Raw genomic sequence first — 17526 nt, forward strand, 5'->3', positions numbered from 1 at the left:
CTAAAAATTAATCAATATCAATAATTTAAAAACCGTTTATAAGCTGAATCATATATTCTTCTTTTACGTCAAAGTACCCGATTACCTGATTATTGGAATTATATACTTCAATATTTTTAATAATATAATCGCGTTTAATAATTCCTTTTTCCGAAAGAAAATCATTTAAAACAAAATTAGTATCGGGGGTTGAAGAATTTTTAAAAATTCTCTGAACCTGCATGCAATTGAAAACTCCAAGCGGAGTACTAACATCAACTATGTCTGCATACTTTTTGTAAAGGTTCAAGCCGCCTCCGAGCGAGCGAAAATGCCATTCGGTTCCCGCAATTACGGGATATTTTATGCAGTTAACTGATGCTGTATCTACAAATCCTGTATCAGGATTTATATCGTATGCATAATATGAAAGAATGTCTTTGACGTTATAAAATTCTTTATTGCCAAAAATAAATTTTATACCACTGTTAGGTAAGTACGGACCGAAACTTCTCCCGTTTTTCCCACCGAAGTTTGAAATCAATCCCGTATCTGTCTGAATAAAAGATTCCAAAGTAATATGTGCGTGCGACGGAGAAACGTGTTCACTTCTGAGCAATTTTGATGAAACCCCGTTAATGATAGTATCACCAGTGTAAATTGAAAACCCCGAACCACTGACGGTATCATCCGAAACATAAATGCCGATTGAATCCGGTCGGACGTTATAAAAAAATGTTCTGTTATTATAAAACCAGCTTATCCCGTTTTGATATGGATAACGGAAATTCTCAAAAGGATTATCCGGCGCAGTCGGATTGTTGCTACAGCTTGATAAAACAAGTATGAAACAAATTAGTGTAACTGATAAAATATAAAATGCTTTTAAAATCATTTTAAAGCAGGTAAAATTTTTCCTGTTACTTCTCCGAAACCGATTTTATACCCGTCACCCTGACAGTATGCGGTCATAATAATTGTATCACCATCCTGAATAAATTTTCTTTCTTCACCGTTTGGAAGCTTGAGCGGGTTTTCACCGCGCCAGGTAAGCTCAAGCATGCTTCCGCGTGAATTTTCCGCTTCTCCGCTTATCGTTCCCGATGCAAGCAAATCGCCTGTCTGCAAATTGCATCCCGTGATTGTATGATGAGCAAGCTGCTGCTGCATACTCCAGTATAAATAACTAAAATTTGATTTGGAAATTATAAATGGCTTATCGAGCTTTTCAGTTTGTATAGCAACTTCAAGAGTAATATCATAAGTAAAATTTCTTTTCGGTTTTAAATAAGGCAGCGGTTCAGGTTCTTGCTTAACGTTATCGGTTTTGAATGGTTCAAGAGCTTCAAGAGTTACAATCCAAGGTGAAATAGAAGTTGCAAAGTTTTTTGCAAGGAACGGTCCAAGCGGAACGTATTCCCATTTCTGAATGTCTCTTGCGCTCCAGTCGTTAACAATCACAAGCCCGAAAATTTTTTGCAATGCATCATTTACATTAACAGGATGTCCAAGTTCATTAGACTGTGAAATAAAAAATCCCATCTCAAGCTCGAAGTCAAGAAGTTTTGATGGTCCGAATTTCGGCATCTCTTCATTGTCAGCTTTTGTCTGTCCGCTTGGTCTGTGAATTTCAGTTCCGCTGATTATAACTGAACTTGCTCTTCCGTGATAGCCCACAGGCAAATGAAGCCAGTTAGGCATTAAAGCATTTTCTTTCCCTCGAAACATTATTCCTACATTTGTCGCATGTTCTTTTGAAGAATAAAAATCCGTGTAGTCCCCGATTTTCACTGGCATAACCAGTTCACATTTGCTCAGCTGGTAAATACATTTTTCTCTTAACTCCACATCATCGCGAATAATTTTGTTATTTTCATCGAGAAGCGACTGAAGTTTTTTTCTGAAATCTTTTCTTATATCTGAATCCAGTGCCATGAACTTATTCAAGCTGCCATCACTGAAAATATGTTTGTCTTTTAAAATTACTGAAAAGAAATTTTTTTCTGCGAGATAGGTTAAATCAACAACAAACTCACCGATTGCTGTGCAGATATGAACATTCTTAAAATTTCTATGCTTGAATGCTCCAAAGGGAAGATTTTGAATAGGAAAATGTGAGTCGGGTGAAACAGGAATAAAAGATTTTATCATTTCTATGATATTAGATATTTTTGCTACGTCTTATTTAAAATAAAAAAGGGGCTTAATGCCCCTCATTTAAAATACTTAAAAATAACAATTATTTCATTTCAAAAACTTAAATCAAATTTAGTTTTTGCAAGTCTTCGATAGGTTCCTCAACTGAGCAGGTTCCAAATGAATTCATGAAATCTTCTCTTCCGTATTTTATCCAATCTACATCAACTTCAAATCCTTTCCATGAAAGTCCTTCATCAGTGAATACAAAATTCTCACGGTTTTCATCTTCAAGAATTTTAATAACAACATCACCCTCAAGATTATGCCTGTTAGCAAGAATTCCCGCAACAAAAAGATTTATGAATCCGTGCATCTTTCCGTGAATTTCTTCGCTGTAATGCCTGAACGGATGATGAAGTCCCTGCGTTGCTTTCATTGGCAGTGAACGGTCGAGGCAGTTTAACAAAACAACTGCAACTTGTCTGCAGGAGGGAACATCGATTCCTGAAAATGCGCCGAGACGAACTTTATACCCGACGTTTTTATCAATTGCTTTGAGATTTGAAAGAACATCAGTTACCATATCAACGCTGTGGTCCCAGTCAGCTTTATAAATTCCTTCGAAATAAATTCTTATGTTGCTGCCGACTTTTTCTTCAATCTCATCAACCGTGAACTTGATTGCTTCTTCTAAAGCCCGTTCATCCTTTGTAAAAAGAATTTCTTCGGGAAGCTTTATTTCATAAGCATCAGCTTCAAAGTTGGTTGTGAATCTCGAGCGGAAAGCTTTGAAAGCATTAATATCATTAAGCACTTCATTTCTGAAATCCTTAATGTTATCACCGCCTTTGCCAAGAACCGAAATGCTAATCGGATAATTAACATATTCGAAATTCTCTTTAATAATCTCTGCTAAATTCAATAACTGATTTGCCGGACAGATAAATCTGGATAAAAGCCAGTTATACTGGTCGCCTGCATAACGAATATAGTTAGCAAACGCCTGGTTTAACGGCAATTTAGCAGGTGGAAACATACCCGCAAAATCTATGAATTTTTCGGCAAGACCAATAATTGAGCGAGTATTGGTCTGGTTAGTTACAGTTTCAAACATAATAATGTTAAGACCCCCTAATTTGAAAGGTTAATATAAGAAGATTAATAAAATAATGCAAATATTTTATTGAGTTATAAAACTTATTTATTAAATTCCATAAAATTATACAATAATTTCATACATTGTTATACTCTCATTATATAAGTATCTTTATAACTTAACAAAAATTTTAGATAATAATTACCAATTAATGAGATTATCGCAGTATTTCATACCGACTGTTAAGGAAGTTCCTAACGATGCAGTAACAAAATCGCATATTTTAATGATTAGGGCAGGGATGATTTCCCAGCTTACGGCTGGGGTTTATTCTTATTTGCCGTTCGGGTTCAGGGTATTTAATAAAATAATAAACATTATTCGTGATGAGATGAATAAAATCGGGGGGCTTGAGTTTCAGCTTCCGGGTTTGTCGCCGAACGAACTCTGGGTTGAGTCAGGCAGATTTGAGATTTACGGCGATGATATTTTCAAAGTGAAAAACCGCGAGATGGTTCTGGCGCCGACACACGAAGAAGTATTCACTACGATTGCCAAGAATAGTCTTAATTCATATAAAGCGTTGCCGCAGATTTGGTATCAGATACATACGAAGTTCAGAAACGAAGCGCGTCCGCGAGGGGGAGTTTTGAGAACGCGTGAGTTCACTATGAAAGATGCTTATTCGTTTGATGCTGATTGGGAAGGACTTGATGTTTCTTATGACAAGCATGCGCAGGCATATAGAAATATTTTTACAAGATTGGGATTGAAATTCTTTTCAGTGAAAGCACACTCAGGGGCGATGGGCGGAAAAGATTCCGAAGAGTTTATGGTTGAGTCTGACGCAGGTGAAGATAATGTTGCGGTAACTGAAGACTTGAAGTATGCATCGAACATGGAAGTTGCGGTTTCATATAGAGAACCGGTTGCAAGAAAAGATTCAAATTTGTCATTTGAGAAATTTCATACCCCAAACATAAAAACAATTGATGAGCTTGCAGACTTTGTTGGCACACAAGATAAATCGCGTCTTGCAAAGTCAAGAGTGTTTGTGAATGTCATAGAGAAAAAAGGTAAAAAGATAAACGAGTACATCCTTGCGCTTGTATGCGGTGATGATGAAGTGAATGAGAGCAAGCTGTCTGCTATATTCGGCGCGGGTTTGCGTCCTGCAAACAATGATGAACTTCCGGGAATTAGCGGAGCGAATGCGGGTTCTATTGGTCCAATTAATTTAAAAACAAAAGACATAAAAATTATTGCCGACTTAACTTTGAAAGATGCTGATGAGCTAATTTCAGGTGCAAACGAAGACGATTATCATATAAGAAATATAGATTTCAAACGTGACGTTCCATCGATTGAATATCAGGATATAAGAACAGCGAAGAGCGGTGAAGAAACTGCGGACAGAAAACAAAAAATAAAAGTTACGAAGGCAATTGAAGTCGGGCATATATTCAAGCTTGGATTAAGATTTTCAGAAAAGCTTGGCGCATATTTTCTCGATAAGAACGGAAAGCAGCAGCCGATTGTGATGGGAAGCTATGGCATAGGTGTTCAAAGAAGCTGTGCGGCATACATCGAACAGAATCACGATGAAAAGGGAATTATATGGCAAGGAGAGATTGCTCCGTTCCAGATTCATTTGATTTGTGTTAATCCGAAAATCGAAGAGACAAAAGTTTTTGCGGATGATTTATACGCAGACCTGCAAAATAAACGTTATGAAGTTTTATATGATGACAGATTAAATGTCGGAGCAGGATTTAAATTTAATGATGCCGATTTACTTGGAATGCCCGTGCAGGTAATTATCGGTGATAAAAATATGAAAGAAGGAAAGCTCGAAGTTAAGCTTCGCAGAAGCGGCGAGAGATTCGTTGTCCCGTTTGCAGAGCTTACAGTACTTTTGAATACTTATAAGTATTTGTTCGAAAGCCATAAAGTTGTGAAAGACCCATACATTCATCAAACATAAATTAAAAATCTTATGCCTATAGAAATAAGTTGGTCTGAAATTCTAACCGGAGGATTACTCGGATTGATTGCATCTTTTTTTGTAAGCACAAAAGCAATTCCGAATTTATTTTTAAGAATCATAGTTTATATCTTTGCCGGTATTACAGGTGCTACATTAGCAAGCTCACTTCTTTACAGTGATAGCAAATTCATATCATTTTTAATTGACCTTACGGGAACGATTGTTGTCCTGCTTGTAATAAGCTTTCTTTTCCGTGCGATGCGGGGTAACAGATAAATCCGCAATGACTTTTAAGGAAATATTTTCCCGCAAATATGTTCTCGCGTCGAAGTCGCAAAGGCGGAACAATTTATTGAAACAAATCGGTCTCGATTTTATTGCGGTTGACAGCAAGGCTGAAGAAATTAATTCAGGAAATTACTCGCCTCTTGACGTCATCAGATTCAATTCCATTAATAAATCAAAATCAGTTTCTCAGAATTATAAAAATGAAATTGTAATTTCCGCCGATACGATTGTTGTTCTCGATGAAAAAATTTTGAACAAGCCGGAAGACGAACAGCAGGCGGCGGACTATCTAAAACAGTTAAGCAATAAAACACATCTTGTGTTTACGGGATTTAATCTTGTCGATACTCAAAGTAAAAAAGAAATTTTTGATTACGAAATCACTAAAGTGCATTTCAGAAATCTGCACAAGGATGAAATTAATTTTTATGTCGAAACGTACAAGCCACTTGACAAAGCCGGTGCATACGGCATTCAGGATGACTTCGGATGTTTGTTCATAGATAAAATCGAAGGTGATTATTACAACGTCGTCGGACTTCCGCTTGTGAAGATGTATGAGAATTTAAAGAAAATGTAACCCACGAATTTCACAAATGAACACTAATCTTTTAAAAAATAATTCGCGTAAATTTGTGTAATTAGTGGGCAGCTAGATATGCCTCAGAAAAATTTATTTAAAAAATACAAACGAAAAATTTTAATCTCCTGCGCGGCGGGAGCGTTGGTTTTTCTTGCATTCAGCATATATGCGGACTTTGATAAACTGCTCGTTGCTTTTGCTGAGTTTAACTGGTGGTGGTATCCTGTAATTCTTGCTCTGTCATTCGTCAATTATATTTTCAGATTTTTTAAATGGGAATACTACAGAAAGCTTCTTAAGATTGAAATTAAGACAAGCATAAGCTTTTTAATTTTTCTTTCGGCGTTTGTGATGAGCGTTACTCCCGGAAAAATGGGAGAAGTTTTGAAATCGTATCTGCTCAAAGAAGAAAACGGAACACCTATTTCCAAGTCAGCTCCGATAATTCTCGCAGAGAGATTAACGGATTTTATTTCAATCGTGATGTTATGCATAGTCGGTGCTTATGTGTTTGATTACGGACAGACGATTATTATAATTGTCGGGGTTGTTTTCATTGCGTTTGCGCTGATGCTAAGCTCAAAAAAACTTTCACTCGGGTTTATAGGACTTCTTGAAAAAATAAATTTTCTTTCAAAGCACATTCATAAATTTCATACTGCATACGACAGCATTTATCAACTCGTTAAAATAAAGCCGCTAATTATTGCAATTCTCATCAGCATTGCGTCGTGGTTTTTCGAGTGCCTCGGATTTTATATAGTGCTGAATGTTTTCTCGGTTACGACGGGAATCGAGGTGAGCTTGCTGATTGCAACTTTCATTTACGGCTTCTCGACTTTAATCGGCGCGATTGCATTTTTGCCGGGAGGGCTCGGCTTGACGGATGCATCGCTTACGGGGCTTATGCAGGTGCTGAAAATTCCTGCGAACGTTTCGGTTGCATCAACAATAATAATCCGCACAGCAACGCTCTGGTTCGGAGTGCTTGTCGGCATCGTTGCCGTTTCTATTTATCAGAAGCACTCGCACAGAAGTCTTGAGAGTCTGGAGTAAATTTCCTCCCCCTCAATCCCCCTCCAAAGGGGGAATTATTCCATTCCATTTTCATTCTATTTTGTATTCTATTTCTCATTCTATCGTTTATTCTAACTATTCTATTTTTCCACAAAAGTTTGAGTTATGGTTTAGGTTTGCAGGATTTTCTGAAATTCATTCTATTATAGAATGGATGTTTTGATTTTAATTTAGTTTTGAAGAATTTTCATTCTATTTAATTTTACAACAGAGAAAAATTATATCCACAAAGAACACAAAGAAGCACAAAGGGAAAACTGAAAGCCACGAATTATCACGAATTGCCGAAAAAGACTTAATAAAATTTATTTATAAAAGATTTTTTATGAGAGGAAAATCGGGTTGGGATGGGGAGAGTGACACGAATTAATAAGGTGTAATTAATAACGAGTAGTTATTTAAGCAATAACATCTTTTTTGTTTCTTTAAAATTGTCTGTTATGAGTGTGTAGTAATATATTCCACTTGATAAATTGTTCGCAGTAAATTGGACTTCATATGTTCCTGCCAATAAATTCCCATTAAATAATTCTGAGATAAATTCTCCAATAGAATTGTAAATTAATAGTTTCACGTTTGACGTCTGACGTTTGACCGAAAATCTGATTTTTGTAGAAGGATTAAAAGGATTAGGATAGTTCTGGAATAATTCATATTCAATTGGCATTTCGTTTCCTATTTGCTCAAGTGCTGAAAGGCTACCGCCGTCGGTAGTGTGAATAATACCAGCACCTCCTGCCCAAACTTTCAAACTATCATATGCGCTGACACTAGGGTTACTTATAGGCGTAGACTGATAAAACCAAGATTGACCCATATTAGTTGTTTTAGTTATTCTCTGAAAGTTTGAACCCGCCCATCCAATTGAATCTGTTGCAAAACTTATCTTAATTCCTCCAACTGACGTTGTTGTCTGAATCCAATTAAAACCACCATTAGTTGTTCTATACATTTCTATGCTTGAAACTATTCCGGTTAACGCATTTAAAAAATAGACGTCATTTATTTGAGTGGAAAAATTATATTGCAAATTCCAGTTTATTCCTGAATTAGTTGTTCTGTATAAACTGCCTGATGAAGCACTATTTACAAACCATCCCGTATCATTACTCAAGAAAAACATTCTTTGCGGTCTCGCAGAACTGCCTATCTGTAACTGCCAACTCATTCCACCATTTGTTGTTTTATATAAACCTCCAAATAAGCCATCACCATCACAAATCCATCCTGTATCACTGTTATAGAAAAATATATCACTTATATAAACTCCATCAGGAACTGTTAATCTCTGCCAGTTTAGTCCCGTATTTGTAGTTTTTAAAAAAGTTAGCATTGCACCTCCATTCGATCCTCCGCCAACATATCCAGTATTTTCATTAACAAATTGAATAACGTTTAATTTTTCGACACTAGAAAAATTAATAAGCCAGTTATCTCCTCCGTTTGTTGTTTTAAAAATATAAGCCGTATCGTTTGTATTAAACGAACCGTTAGTAACTGCCCATCCGTTTAAGCTGTCTAAAAAGAAAATATCATTGATAACATCATTAACAGGTCTAATCTGTTGAAACCATCCCGGCGGAATGCTTTGAAATGTGAAAGCAAAGAAGAGAAGTATGCTTGCGGAGTATAAAATATTCTTGAGTTTGTTCACCTTAATCGTACTTGAAATAAAATTAGGGAATGTGGAAGTATTTGCAAAGGCAAATTTTATTTACACACCCCGTCTTTGACTTTCGTCGAATCCACCCCTCTCAAGAGGGCAACTACTTACTTGACAAACCTAAAAAATAAGAAAGGGGAATAACAGTGAAAAAATTAACACTTAAAAATCAGATTAAACAGTCGGAAAAACGATTGGAAGACGTAAAAAAATTACGTAAAGGTAGGAAGTTTCAGACAATAGATAGCTTCGGATTAGGATTGCTATCCTTAAATAATCAAATTGCAATAATGAATGAAGTTATTAAAATTTACTCTTTACTGAAATAATTGCATTTTTAATACCCGATAACTCATTATTGATGCTTTTTAATTCAGGTCTAATATAAGCCGTTAAACCTTTGTTAACATCGGCGATTGAAGAGTTAATGGATTTTAAAACGGTAACAATTTCCTGTAACAATTCATTTTCGGATTTATCTTGTTTGTAGATAGCCATTTTGATTGGATTTAATTTTCGGTTAAGAAAAATGCGGAATGCAACTGATAAAATCCAGTCGTTTTATACTTCTTTTATGTTAATTAAAACGATTGTTTGTGTGGATTGGTTTACGTAAAAGGTTATTAGTAGTTGAGGAAACTTTTTATCTGTAAATTCATCTGTTTTTAAAAAATATTGATTATTACCAATACTTGAAAATTCTTCTTCTTTAAACCTACACAAAGCCCAGTCAATTGATTCGTCTAATTCGTTCATTCGGGAGTAACTACCACAAATTTTTAATACCTCCTCATCAAACTCATTTTCTCTTATAATTTGGTATAATTCGCTCTGTTCTGCCAATTTTTGAAACTATTATTTATCCACTCCAAATCCTCATCTGTAATCTCATCTGATTTGGTTAATAATAACGCATTGAAAGGAATATTCTCAAAACCTTTTGTTAATCGCCAAGCTAAACCCCTATGGTGATTATCGGTCATTTCTGACGCATTTTTGTCTCTAATGTAATTAATGCCTTCTAAAATAGTCTTAGCCTCTGTCTCGCTAAATTGTGGATATTCAATCATTCCCTCGGGAACTAATTTTTTTGCGTCTTTGGTGCCTATTTTTTTTACTTCCCTTTTGATTTTTTTCTCAGCAATTAATTCATTAATTATCGGTTGTAGTTGATTAAATTTAGGAGTTATTCCATATTGTTGATGGATATACTCAAAAGAGGTTAATGGCTTACCAGTGTTATAATAATGCAAGAAATCAATATATAAAAGTGTCTTGTTTAAAAGTGTAGCTCCAAAATCCTCTTTATCTTTTAATTCATTTACAAGATAAAGAATTAAATCTTTTGTTTTTTGGTCTATCATATAATTTTGAAGTTTAATTTATACTTCAATACTTATACTAAGGTAACCGAAATAAAGATTCAAAAAAAGTCATTTAGCTTTCAAGGGTGGTTTTACTCTCACTATCCTCGTTATAAATTCAAGGAAATTCAAGTTGGATTGAAGTTTCGGCTCTCTTTTTTGTTTCGGTTTCTTTATTTTTTGTTCTGTATCTTTTTTTGTTTTTTTCAACACTTCAATTATTAATTAACGTCTTATATTGCAATTTACCGTTAATTTGACTGAATGTATATGCAAATCTATTAACGTCGGAACTCTCTTTTGTGTTAAATCTATAAGCAAACTCATTGCAATATCTGTGTAAATGCTTCGGTGAAACTTGATGGTAAATTCCGATAATTCCACGCTTTAATAAACTCCAAAAATTATCTATACATTGTGTATGAACTTCACCTCTTACATACATTTTTGATTGGTGATTTATTACACCGTGTTCTTTATAGATTTTTCCTAAATGATAATATCCGCCAAACTCATCTGTCATTATCGTTGCGTTTCTATCTACGTTGTCTAAGATAATAGGAACTAAGGTAACGGCATCGGCTTTTACTACAGGCAAAGCAATAACATTTCCTTTCCTTTCAATCATTCCAAATACTGCCTGTTTATCTTGAAATCCCGTTCCCTCTGATTTTTTATTCCAATGTTTAAATTTGTTTTTACCACCGACATACGTTTCGTCGCATTCTACGGTATTGCTTAACGGTTTATTAAATTCTTTTGTTGTCATTGCGTAGCGTAATCTATGAAGCATATGCCAAGCTGATTTTTGCGTAATTCCTATGTCTTTGCTTAACTGTAATGAACTGATACCCTTTTTGTGTGCTGTTAATAAATACATTGCCATAAACCATTTAATTAATGGCAAAGCACTATCTTCAAATATCGTTCCGACTTTTACGGTGAATTGCTTACGGCATTTTTTACACTTCCATAACTTGCCGTCTTTGAATTTATATACTTCGTTATGTTTGCAGTGAGGACATTCAGGTTTGCCGTTCCATCTTAATTTCTCTACAAAGTCTCTGCAACTTTGCTCATCTGGGAACGCTTTTAACAAATCAACCAAACTTTTAAATTCTTTCATATTCTTTGTTTTATTAACTTATACAAAGATATGTAAAATATTTGGGTTTGTCAAGTATATAATTGCCCTCAAGAGGGGATTTTGTAACTTCGCGGGAATGACATTAATATTTATCTAATTATAAATATCTATCGGATACAAGTATCTATCGGATAGCAATATCATTTATGATAGAATTTATCCTAAAAAGTTAGAGAAAAAATGTTTAAATTAATGAATGCCTGAAAATAAGGTTAATGACCGAAAAATACGAATTTTAATAGGAAAAGTAGGACTTGATGGTCACGACAGGGGCGCAAAAGTCATTGCAGCTGCGTTCAGAGATGCCGGAATTGAAGTGATTTATGCAGGTTTGCGTCAGACACCGGAATCAATGGTAGAAGCTGCATTGCAGGAAGACGTTGATGCAATAGGCATCAGCATTCTCAGTGGCGCACATATGACGATTTTTCCTAAAGTAAAGAAGTTAATGGACGATAAAGGTCTTACGGATGTTCTGCTTTTTGGCGGAGGCATCATACCCGAAACCGACATAGAAGAATTAAAAAAGCTTGGAGTAGGCGAGCTTTTCACACCCGGTACACCCACATACGAAACAGTCAATTATGTAAAAGACTGGGTCGGCTCCCATAGGAGGTCTCAATAGCGCGTTTTATACCTTTTTGTTGAAAAAACTTTTAAATTTGTCATATTTTTTTAAAATTATAATTAGTAAAATTATAGCTTATATAATTTTGCCTAAAAGCTATTTATTTAAATGAATATAGAACCTGTTAAATTCGGAACAGATGGCTGGCGAGCTGTAATCGCTGAAAATTACACTTTTGCGAATGTTTGCAGAGTTGCGCTTGCAACGGCAAGGACTTTTAAAAATCATCCAAAAATCAAAAACGGCATCATAATCGGTTATGATACGAGATTTTTATCAAAGGAATTTGCTCATGCAGCGGCAGAAATGTTCTGTGGAGAGGGAATTAAGACTTACCTGACTTCGACATTTGTAACAACTCCGACGATTTCACTTCTTGCAAGAGACAAAAATCATGCTTATGGTGTGATGATAACTGCGTCACATAATCCTGCAATATACAATGGGTTTAAACTTAAAGATGAGTTTGGGGGTTCGATGAATCCCGATGAGATTGTGAAAGTCGAAGTAGAGTTGAAAAATATTGGAACGGTTCATCCGAAGAAATCTGCTGAAGCATATCTGCAAGAAGGGATTTTAGAGTATTATGACGGAAGAAAATATTTTCATGATTATTTAGGAAAGAAAATTGATTTTGGAAAGATAAAATCAGCGAATATTAACTTAGTTCACGATTCAATGTATGGTGCAGGACAGAACACGGTGAACGCATTTTTGCCGATTACACAACTTCATGCCGAAATAAATCCATCATTCGGGAAAAGCGCTCCCGAACCTGTTGAGAAAAATCTTAGCGAAATAATGGAATTAATTAAAAACGGAAAGTATGCTATGGGAATGGTTACCGATGGTGATGCAGATAGAATTGCAATCATAGATGAGAACGGAAATTTTTTAGATGCGCAGAAAACTTTTGCTTTGCTTCTGAAATATTTGCACGAAACTAAGAAGCTAACAGGAAAAGTTGTGAGAGGATTTTCGACATCGGATTTAATAGAAAAATATTGCCAGAAGAATGGAATTGAACTGATAACTGTTCCGATTGGGTTTAAGCATATTTCCAAATTAATGATTGAAGATGATGTATTGATTGGCGCAGAAGAAAGCGGAGGCATCGGGATTAAAGGACATTTACCTGAACGTGACGGTGTTTATAACGGATTGCTTTATGCTGAGTTGATTGCAAATACAGGCAAGAGCATCAGCGAGCTTAAAAAAGAAATTGAAAATGAATTTGGAAAATATTTCTATCAAAGGATAGATGTTCATACTACAAATGAATTGGTGAAAGCAACTCTTGAAAAATGTAAATCATTTAAACCGGGTGATGAGCTTGCGGGAAATAAGATTATAAACATAAACCCGATGGATGGGTTTAAATTCCAGTTCGAAAACGGCTGGCTGATTGTCAGAGCATCAGGAACCGAACCGCTTTTAAGATTTTATTGTGAAACAAAAAACACTGACAAGACATTAGATATATTAAACAGTGCAATTAGTTATTTTAATTTAAAATAAAATGAAGTCAAATTTTATTAAAACAGTTTTAATTTTAGTATTAAGTTTATATTCATGTATAGCTTTAGCCCAGAAGGATAATGACCCTTTTGAGAAATTGAAAACTCAGTCTTCTTCAACACCAAGCAGTAATATGAAAATAAATGCGGATGCTCCGGAATTGTTTGGTTCAATAAGCGATGGCAACGTTCATGATAAGACTGTTCCATTGGAAGGCGCAATAAATCCACAGACATATATTGTGGGACCAAATGATTTGTTTAATCTCGGACTGTATGGATTTGTAAATCAACAGGTGCCGATATATGTATCTCCTGAAGGTTCTCTTATAATCCCAACTGTGGGAGAAGTTAATGTAAATGGCGTAACGCTTGCCGAGGCAAAATCAAGAGTAGTTGCGGCAGTCAAGAAAAGATATTATTCAAGCGATGTTAGTCTTACGCTTACAATGCCCAGGACTTTTCTAGTTAAAGTTACAGGAAGAGTTCAGGGAACATTTGAAGTGCTCCCGACAATGCGGGTTTCCGAAATTCTTAAAAGATTATATTTTGATACTACTAATGTTTCAAGAGTTTATACTGATAAGATTAATGAGAAAAACAGAGAACAATTTTTAACTCAAATGTCATTGAGGAACATTGAGCTTGTAAGAAAGAACGGCACAATTAAAAAAGTTGATATATATAAATTTTTTGTTACAAATAACGATGAGTATAATCCGTTTTTTCTGGAGGGTGATTTATTAAAAATCCCGAATACCTTGCTTCAGAAAAACTATGTTACGGTTGACGGTGCGGTGCAATTAGCGGGGACGTATGAATATTCTGAAAATGATGATTTGGAAACAATAATTTCATTAGGCAGAGGATTTGACATAAATGCGGAACCTGACAGCATTTTATTATTCAGACCATATGGCGAAACAAAAGGTTTTGAAATTATTAATTTATCATATGATGAGGATAAAAATTATAAAATAAATAATTTTGACCGCGTGTTTGTGAAATATAAAACTGATTATCAGAAAAAAGTTACAGTTCTGGTTCTGGGTGAAGTTGAAAGACCGGGTTATTATCCTATATCATTTAAAAATACTCATTTGAAAGATGTAATTGACATGGCCGGTGGATTCACAGAAAATGCATATTTGCCTTTAAGCATTATTTTCAGAAGTTTTGATAAAGAATATACAGAGACCAAGGATACGATGGAGATAAGAATTAATGAAAGAGCCAATGATGTTATTGTGTCAGAGAAAGATAAAGCTAATTTTTGGAGTGACGTTTTGGCACGAAGAGGCAGAGTAGTGGTTGATTTTGAAAAACTTTATGAGCAGAATGATAAATCTCAAAATATAATTTTAGAAGATGGTGATATTGTTTATGTGAATGATAACAAAAACATTGTATATGTATATGGACAGGTACAGAACGAAGGTTATGTTCCGTTTAAAATAGGTCAGGATGCTGAGTATTATATTAACCGAGCGGGAGGTTTTTCATTAGCCGCTGATGAAGGAAATACAAGAATTATAAAATTTAATTCACGCGGTTGGTATAAACCCGGAGATATTGAGATTCAATCGGGTGATTTTATATATGTTCCAAAAGTAAGCCAGACAGAATTTAAAGATATGGTAAGCATTGTTGCTCAGATAACCGGGGCAGTTGTTGGAATTGTTACAGCATTATTGATTTATTTAAATAACAGGTAAGTGGCATAGTAAAAAAGATGGATAAATTAGAAAATAAGTCATTATCATTATTTGAATTAGTAAGAATAATTCGTTTCAATATTAAAAAGATTTTAATAGCTACATTGATTGTGGGAGTTCTATCTGCTTTTATAGCCTTTTTTGTGCTTATACCCGTATTTTTTTCATCTTCAACTGTTAAATCGACTTCAAAAGGCGGGGGGTTAGGGGCATTATTAGGAGGATTGGATGTTGGAAGCGGGTTAGGAGATTTTGTAGAGGGGGGGACGACATCTGCGTCGAAAGAATTAGCACTTTATGAAGATATTTTAACCAGTAGAAAATGTATTGAAGAAACAATTGTAAAATTTAATTTGAATAGTGAATGGGAATATAAATATATGCAGGACGCTGTGAAAAATTTCAGAGATAATATAATGGAACTTGCATCCAATAAGCAATCAGGTGTTATGTTTATAGGTGTTTATGATAAAAAACCTGAACGAGCAAAAGAGATTGTAGATTTTTTAATATACCAGCTTAATAAGATGAATGTTGAGCTAAATGTACAAAATGCTAGAAATAACAGGGTATTCATAGAGGAGAGATATTTGCTTAGTAAAAAGGAACTTGAACAGGCGGAAGATAGTCTTGAATCCTTTCAAAATATATATGGTGTCGCACCAGATTTAACTATAAGAGCTGCTGTTCAAGGACAAATCCAAATAGAAACAGAGATTAAATCAGAAGAAGTTAAACTTGATATATTAAAAAAAATCTTGACTCATGATCAACCGGAAATTAAAGCTCAGGAAGAAAAGATAAAAGCGTTATATAAACAATTAGAAATTATTAAAAATAGTGAAACAGGGAATAATAATTTAAGTTTAAAAGGCAGCCCAAATGTTGCAATGGATTTCCTTAGGTTGCAAAGAAATGTTGAGATCCAAACCAAAATTCTCACGTTTATTTTGCCATTGTTTGAACAAGCAAAGATAGAAGAAAACAAAGAAACCCCTTCTGTAATAATAATGGATCCTTCATTTCTACCGGAAAAAAAAGCAAAACCTAAGAGAATGACAATTGTACTAGTTTGTATGTTCTTAACTTTTGCATTAATGAGCACTTTTTATATAATAAAATATAAATATATTGAGGCAACTAGCGATTCAAAAATATAAAGACTTGTTTAGTTTTTTAATTTCAAAAATTGAAATAAGTTTTTTTATAGTTTATTTCCCAATATTATTTATTGTTGATTCAATTACTTTACATGTAATATATTTTCTTTTTGTCACTATCCTTTTTTTATTAACCAGGTCCACGCAATCTATAAAATTTAATTTATTCGATTCTTCTCTTTGGTTTTTTTTACTTTTTTGGGGGGTATTTATTTTTACTAAATCAGATTTTGATTATGGATGGAAAAATTATACTTATGTAATTTTAGCACCGTTTCTAATCTTTTTTTTAATACAAAATCTTAATTTAAATGAAAAATCTTATTTAAAATTATTTAACTGTATTTTAATTTCGGGTGCAGTTTTGTCTTTGTTTTCTATTTACGTTTTTTTTGTTTTTGGATTTAATTTGAGACTAAGATATTCCTCTTTGTGGAATCATGTGAATATGGTATCCGGTTATTTATTGTTATGTTTTATGATAGGTCTGTCATTTACATTTTATTTGAAAAATAATAAATATAAAATTTTACATATAATATTGTCATTAAGTTGTTTATTTGGAATTATTTTAACGCAATCACGCGGAGTTTGGCTTTCACTTATAGTTGCCATAATATTAATGTTTATCAACAAGCCCAAGAAATTTATAGTCTTAAGCGTTTTCTTAGTTCTTATCTTTTTCGCATTCTCAACAATAATTCTGGATAGAGTAAATTCTGTTTTACTGTTTGCTAATGACGTATCTTCTCTCGGGAGATTACAGGCATGGCTTGCAACTATTATCTTGTTAAAGGAAAATTATTTAACAGGGTATGGTTTCTATACTTTTTCTATATATAAAGATTATGTGTTTGATTATTATTTCGTTCCAGTGACAAACTCTCATAATACTTTTCTAAATTTATTTTTTGAAATGGGTGTACCTGCTTCTATAATATACTTATCGTTTTATTTTAGAAGCATTTATTATTGCATTAGGAATATGTCTAAGAGAATGAAAAAAGATGAAAATATACATATTCTACTGAAAACAATATTGTTATCAATATTGCCTTTTATAATTGCATTTATGTTTGAGCCATATTTTGGTTTTTATGGACCAATAAATTTAGCATTATGGTTGATGATAGCAATCGCCTTTAAGATCAATACTGATATAAAATTAACTAATCAAATTTAA

At 34.1% G+C, this 17526-nt stretch carries 17 protein-coding genes; 9 read left to right on the forward strand and 8 right to left on the reverse strand.

The genetic code is table 11. The annotated features are described in order from the left end of the window. Positions 1-25: 25 nt before the first annotated feature. The 3 genes from VHP32_01575 to VHP32_01585 all read right to left on the reverse strand — a co-directional run bounded on the left by VHP32_01575 (position 26) and on the right by VHP32_01585 (position 3232). Entirely contained in the window at positions 26-874 is an 849-nt protein-coding gene (locus tag VHP32_01575) for a hypothetical protein (GenBank protein HEX2786564.1), read from the reverse strand. Further along, positions 871-2130, reverse strand: a complete 1260-nt coding sequence (gene fahA / locus VHP32_01580) for a fumarylacetoacetase (GenBank protein HEX2786565.1) — start codon at positions 2128-2130, stop codon at positions 871-873. Before fahA ends, VHP32_01575 begins: the two co-directional genes overlap by 4 nt. A gap of 106 nt (positions 2131-2236) precedes the next feature. Then, complete coding sequence (locus VHP32_01585; protein HEX2786566.1) at positions 2237-3232, reverse strand: hypothetical protein; 996 nt, start codon at positions 3230-3232, stop codon at positions 2237-2239. Positions 3233-3425: 193 nt separating this feature from the next. On the opposite strand from VHP32_01585, the gene VHP32_01590 reads away from it, so the two are divergent. The 4 genes from VHP32_01590 to VHP32_01605 all read left to right on the forward strand — a co-directional run bounded on the left by VHP32_01590 (position 3426) and on the right by VHP32_01605 (position 7128). Then, entirely contained in the window at positions 3426-5198 is a 1773-nt protein-coding gene (locus VHP32_01590; protein ID HEX2786567.1) for a proline--tRNA ligase, read from the forward strand. Between the two features lie 12 nt (positions 5199-5210). Further along, on the forward strand, positions 5211-5477 hold the full coding sequence (locus VHP32_01595) for a hypothetical protein (protein HEX2786568.1): 267 nt from the start codon (positions 5211-5213) through the stop codon (positions 5475-5477). Positions 5478-5484: 7 nt separating this feature from the next. Next, positions 5485-6069 carry a Maf family protein gene (locus VHP32_01600; protein HEX2786569.1) on the forward strand — a complete coding sequence of 195 codons (585 nt, stop codon included), beginning with the start codon at positions 5485-5487 and terminating at the stop codon, positions 6067-6069. Between the two features lie 78 nt (positions 6070-6147). Next, positions 6148-7128 (forward strand): lysylphosphatidylglycerol synthase transmembrane domain-containing protein, encoded by a 981-nt coding sequence (locus VHP32_01605; GenBank protein ID HEX2786570.1) that lies wholly within the window; start codon positions 6148-6150, stop codon positions 7126-7128. 415 nt (positions 7129-7543) lie between these two features. On the opposite strand, the gene VHP32_01610 is transcribed toward VHP32_01605, so the two are convergent. The 5 genes from VHP32_01610 to VHP32_01630 form a co-directional block, all read right to left on the reverse strand. Then, on the reverse strand, positions 7544-8803 hold the full coding sequence (locus VHP32_01610; protein ID HEX2786571.1) for a T9SS type A sorting domain-containing protein: 1260 nt from the start codon (positions 8801-8803) through the stop codon (positions 7544-7546). Positions 8804-9115: 312 nt separating this feature from the next. After that, the gene (locus VHP32_01615; GenBank protein ID HEX2786572.1) at positions 9116-9310 is read right to left on the reverse strand and encodes a hypothetical protein; all 195 of its coding nucleotides are present in this window, start codon (positions 9308-9310) and stop codon (positions 9116-9118) included. A gap of 63 nt (positions 9311-9373) precedes the next feature. Further along, the gene (locus VHP32_01620) at positions 9374-9655 is read right to left on the reverse strand and encodes a hypothetical protein (GenBank protein HEX2786573.1); all 282 of its coding nucleotides are present in this window, start codon (positions 9653-9655) and stop codon (positions 9374-9376) included. Then, a complete protein-coding gene (locus VHP32_01625; GenBank protein ID HEX2786574.1) occupies positions 9622-10176 on the reverse strand; it encodes a type II toxin-antitoxin system antitoxin SocA domain-containing protein in 555 nt (184 codons plus the stop codon). The genes VHP32_01620 and VHP32_01625 overlap by 34 nt, the downstream gene beginning before the upstream one ends. 214 nt (positions 10177-10390) lie before the next feature. Continuing rightward, a complete protein-coding gene (locus tag VHP32_01630; GenBank protein ID HEX2786575.1) occupies positions 10391-11302 on the reverse strand; it encodes an IS1595 family transposase in 912 nt (303 codons plus the stop codon). A gap of 217 nt (positions 11303-11519) precedes the next feature. On the opposite strand from VHP32_01630, the gene VHP32_01635 reads away from it, so the two are divergent. The 5 genes from VHP32_01635 (at position 11520) to VHP32_01655 (ending at position 17526) form a co-directional block, all read left to right on the forward strand. Then, entirely contained in the window at positions 11520-11948 is a 429-nt protein-coding gene (locus VHP32_01635; GenBank protein ID HEX2786576.1) for a cobalamin B12-binding domain-containing protein, read from the forward strand. 111 nt (positions 11949-12059) lie between these two features. Then, positions 12060-13469, forward strand: coding sequence for a phosphoglucomutase/phosphomannomutase family protein (locus VHP32_01640; GenBank protein ID HEX2786577.1), 1410 nt, complete (start codon positions 12060-12062; stop codon positions 13467-13469). Between the two features lie 97 nt (positions 13470-13566). Continuing rightward, the gene (locus VHP32_01645) at positions 13567-15183 is read left to right on the forward strand and encodes an SLBB domain-containing protein (protein HEX2786578.1); all 1617 of its coding nucleotides are present in this window, start codon (positions 13567-13569) and stop codon (positions 15181-15183) included. A 17-nt stretch (positions 15184-15200) separates the two neighbouring features. After that, the gene (locus VHP32_01650; GenBank protein HEX2786579.1) at positions 15201-16343 is read left to right on the forward strand and encodes a GNVR domain-containing protein; all 1143 of its coding nucleotides are present in this window, start codon (positions 15201-15203) and stop codon (positions 16341-16343) included. A 505-nt stretch (positions 16344-16848) separates the two neighbouring features. Further along, positions 16849-17526, forward strand: a complete 678-nt coding sequence (locus VHP32_01655; GenBank protein ID HEX2786580.1) for an O-antigen ligase family protein — start codon at positions 16849-16851, stop codon at positions 17524-17526.

The organism is Ignavibacteria bacterium (assembly GCA_036262055.1).
Classification (GTDB): Bacteria; Bacteroidota; Ignavibacteria; order Tepidaquicellales; family Tepidaquicellaceae; genus DATAJP01.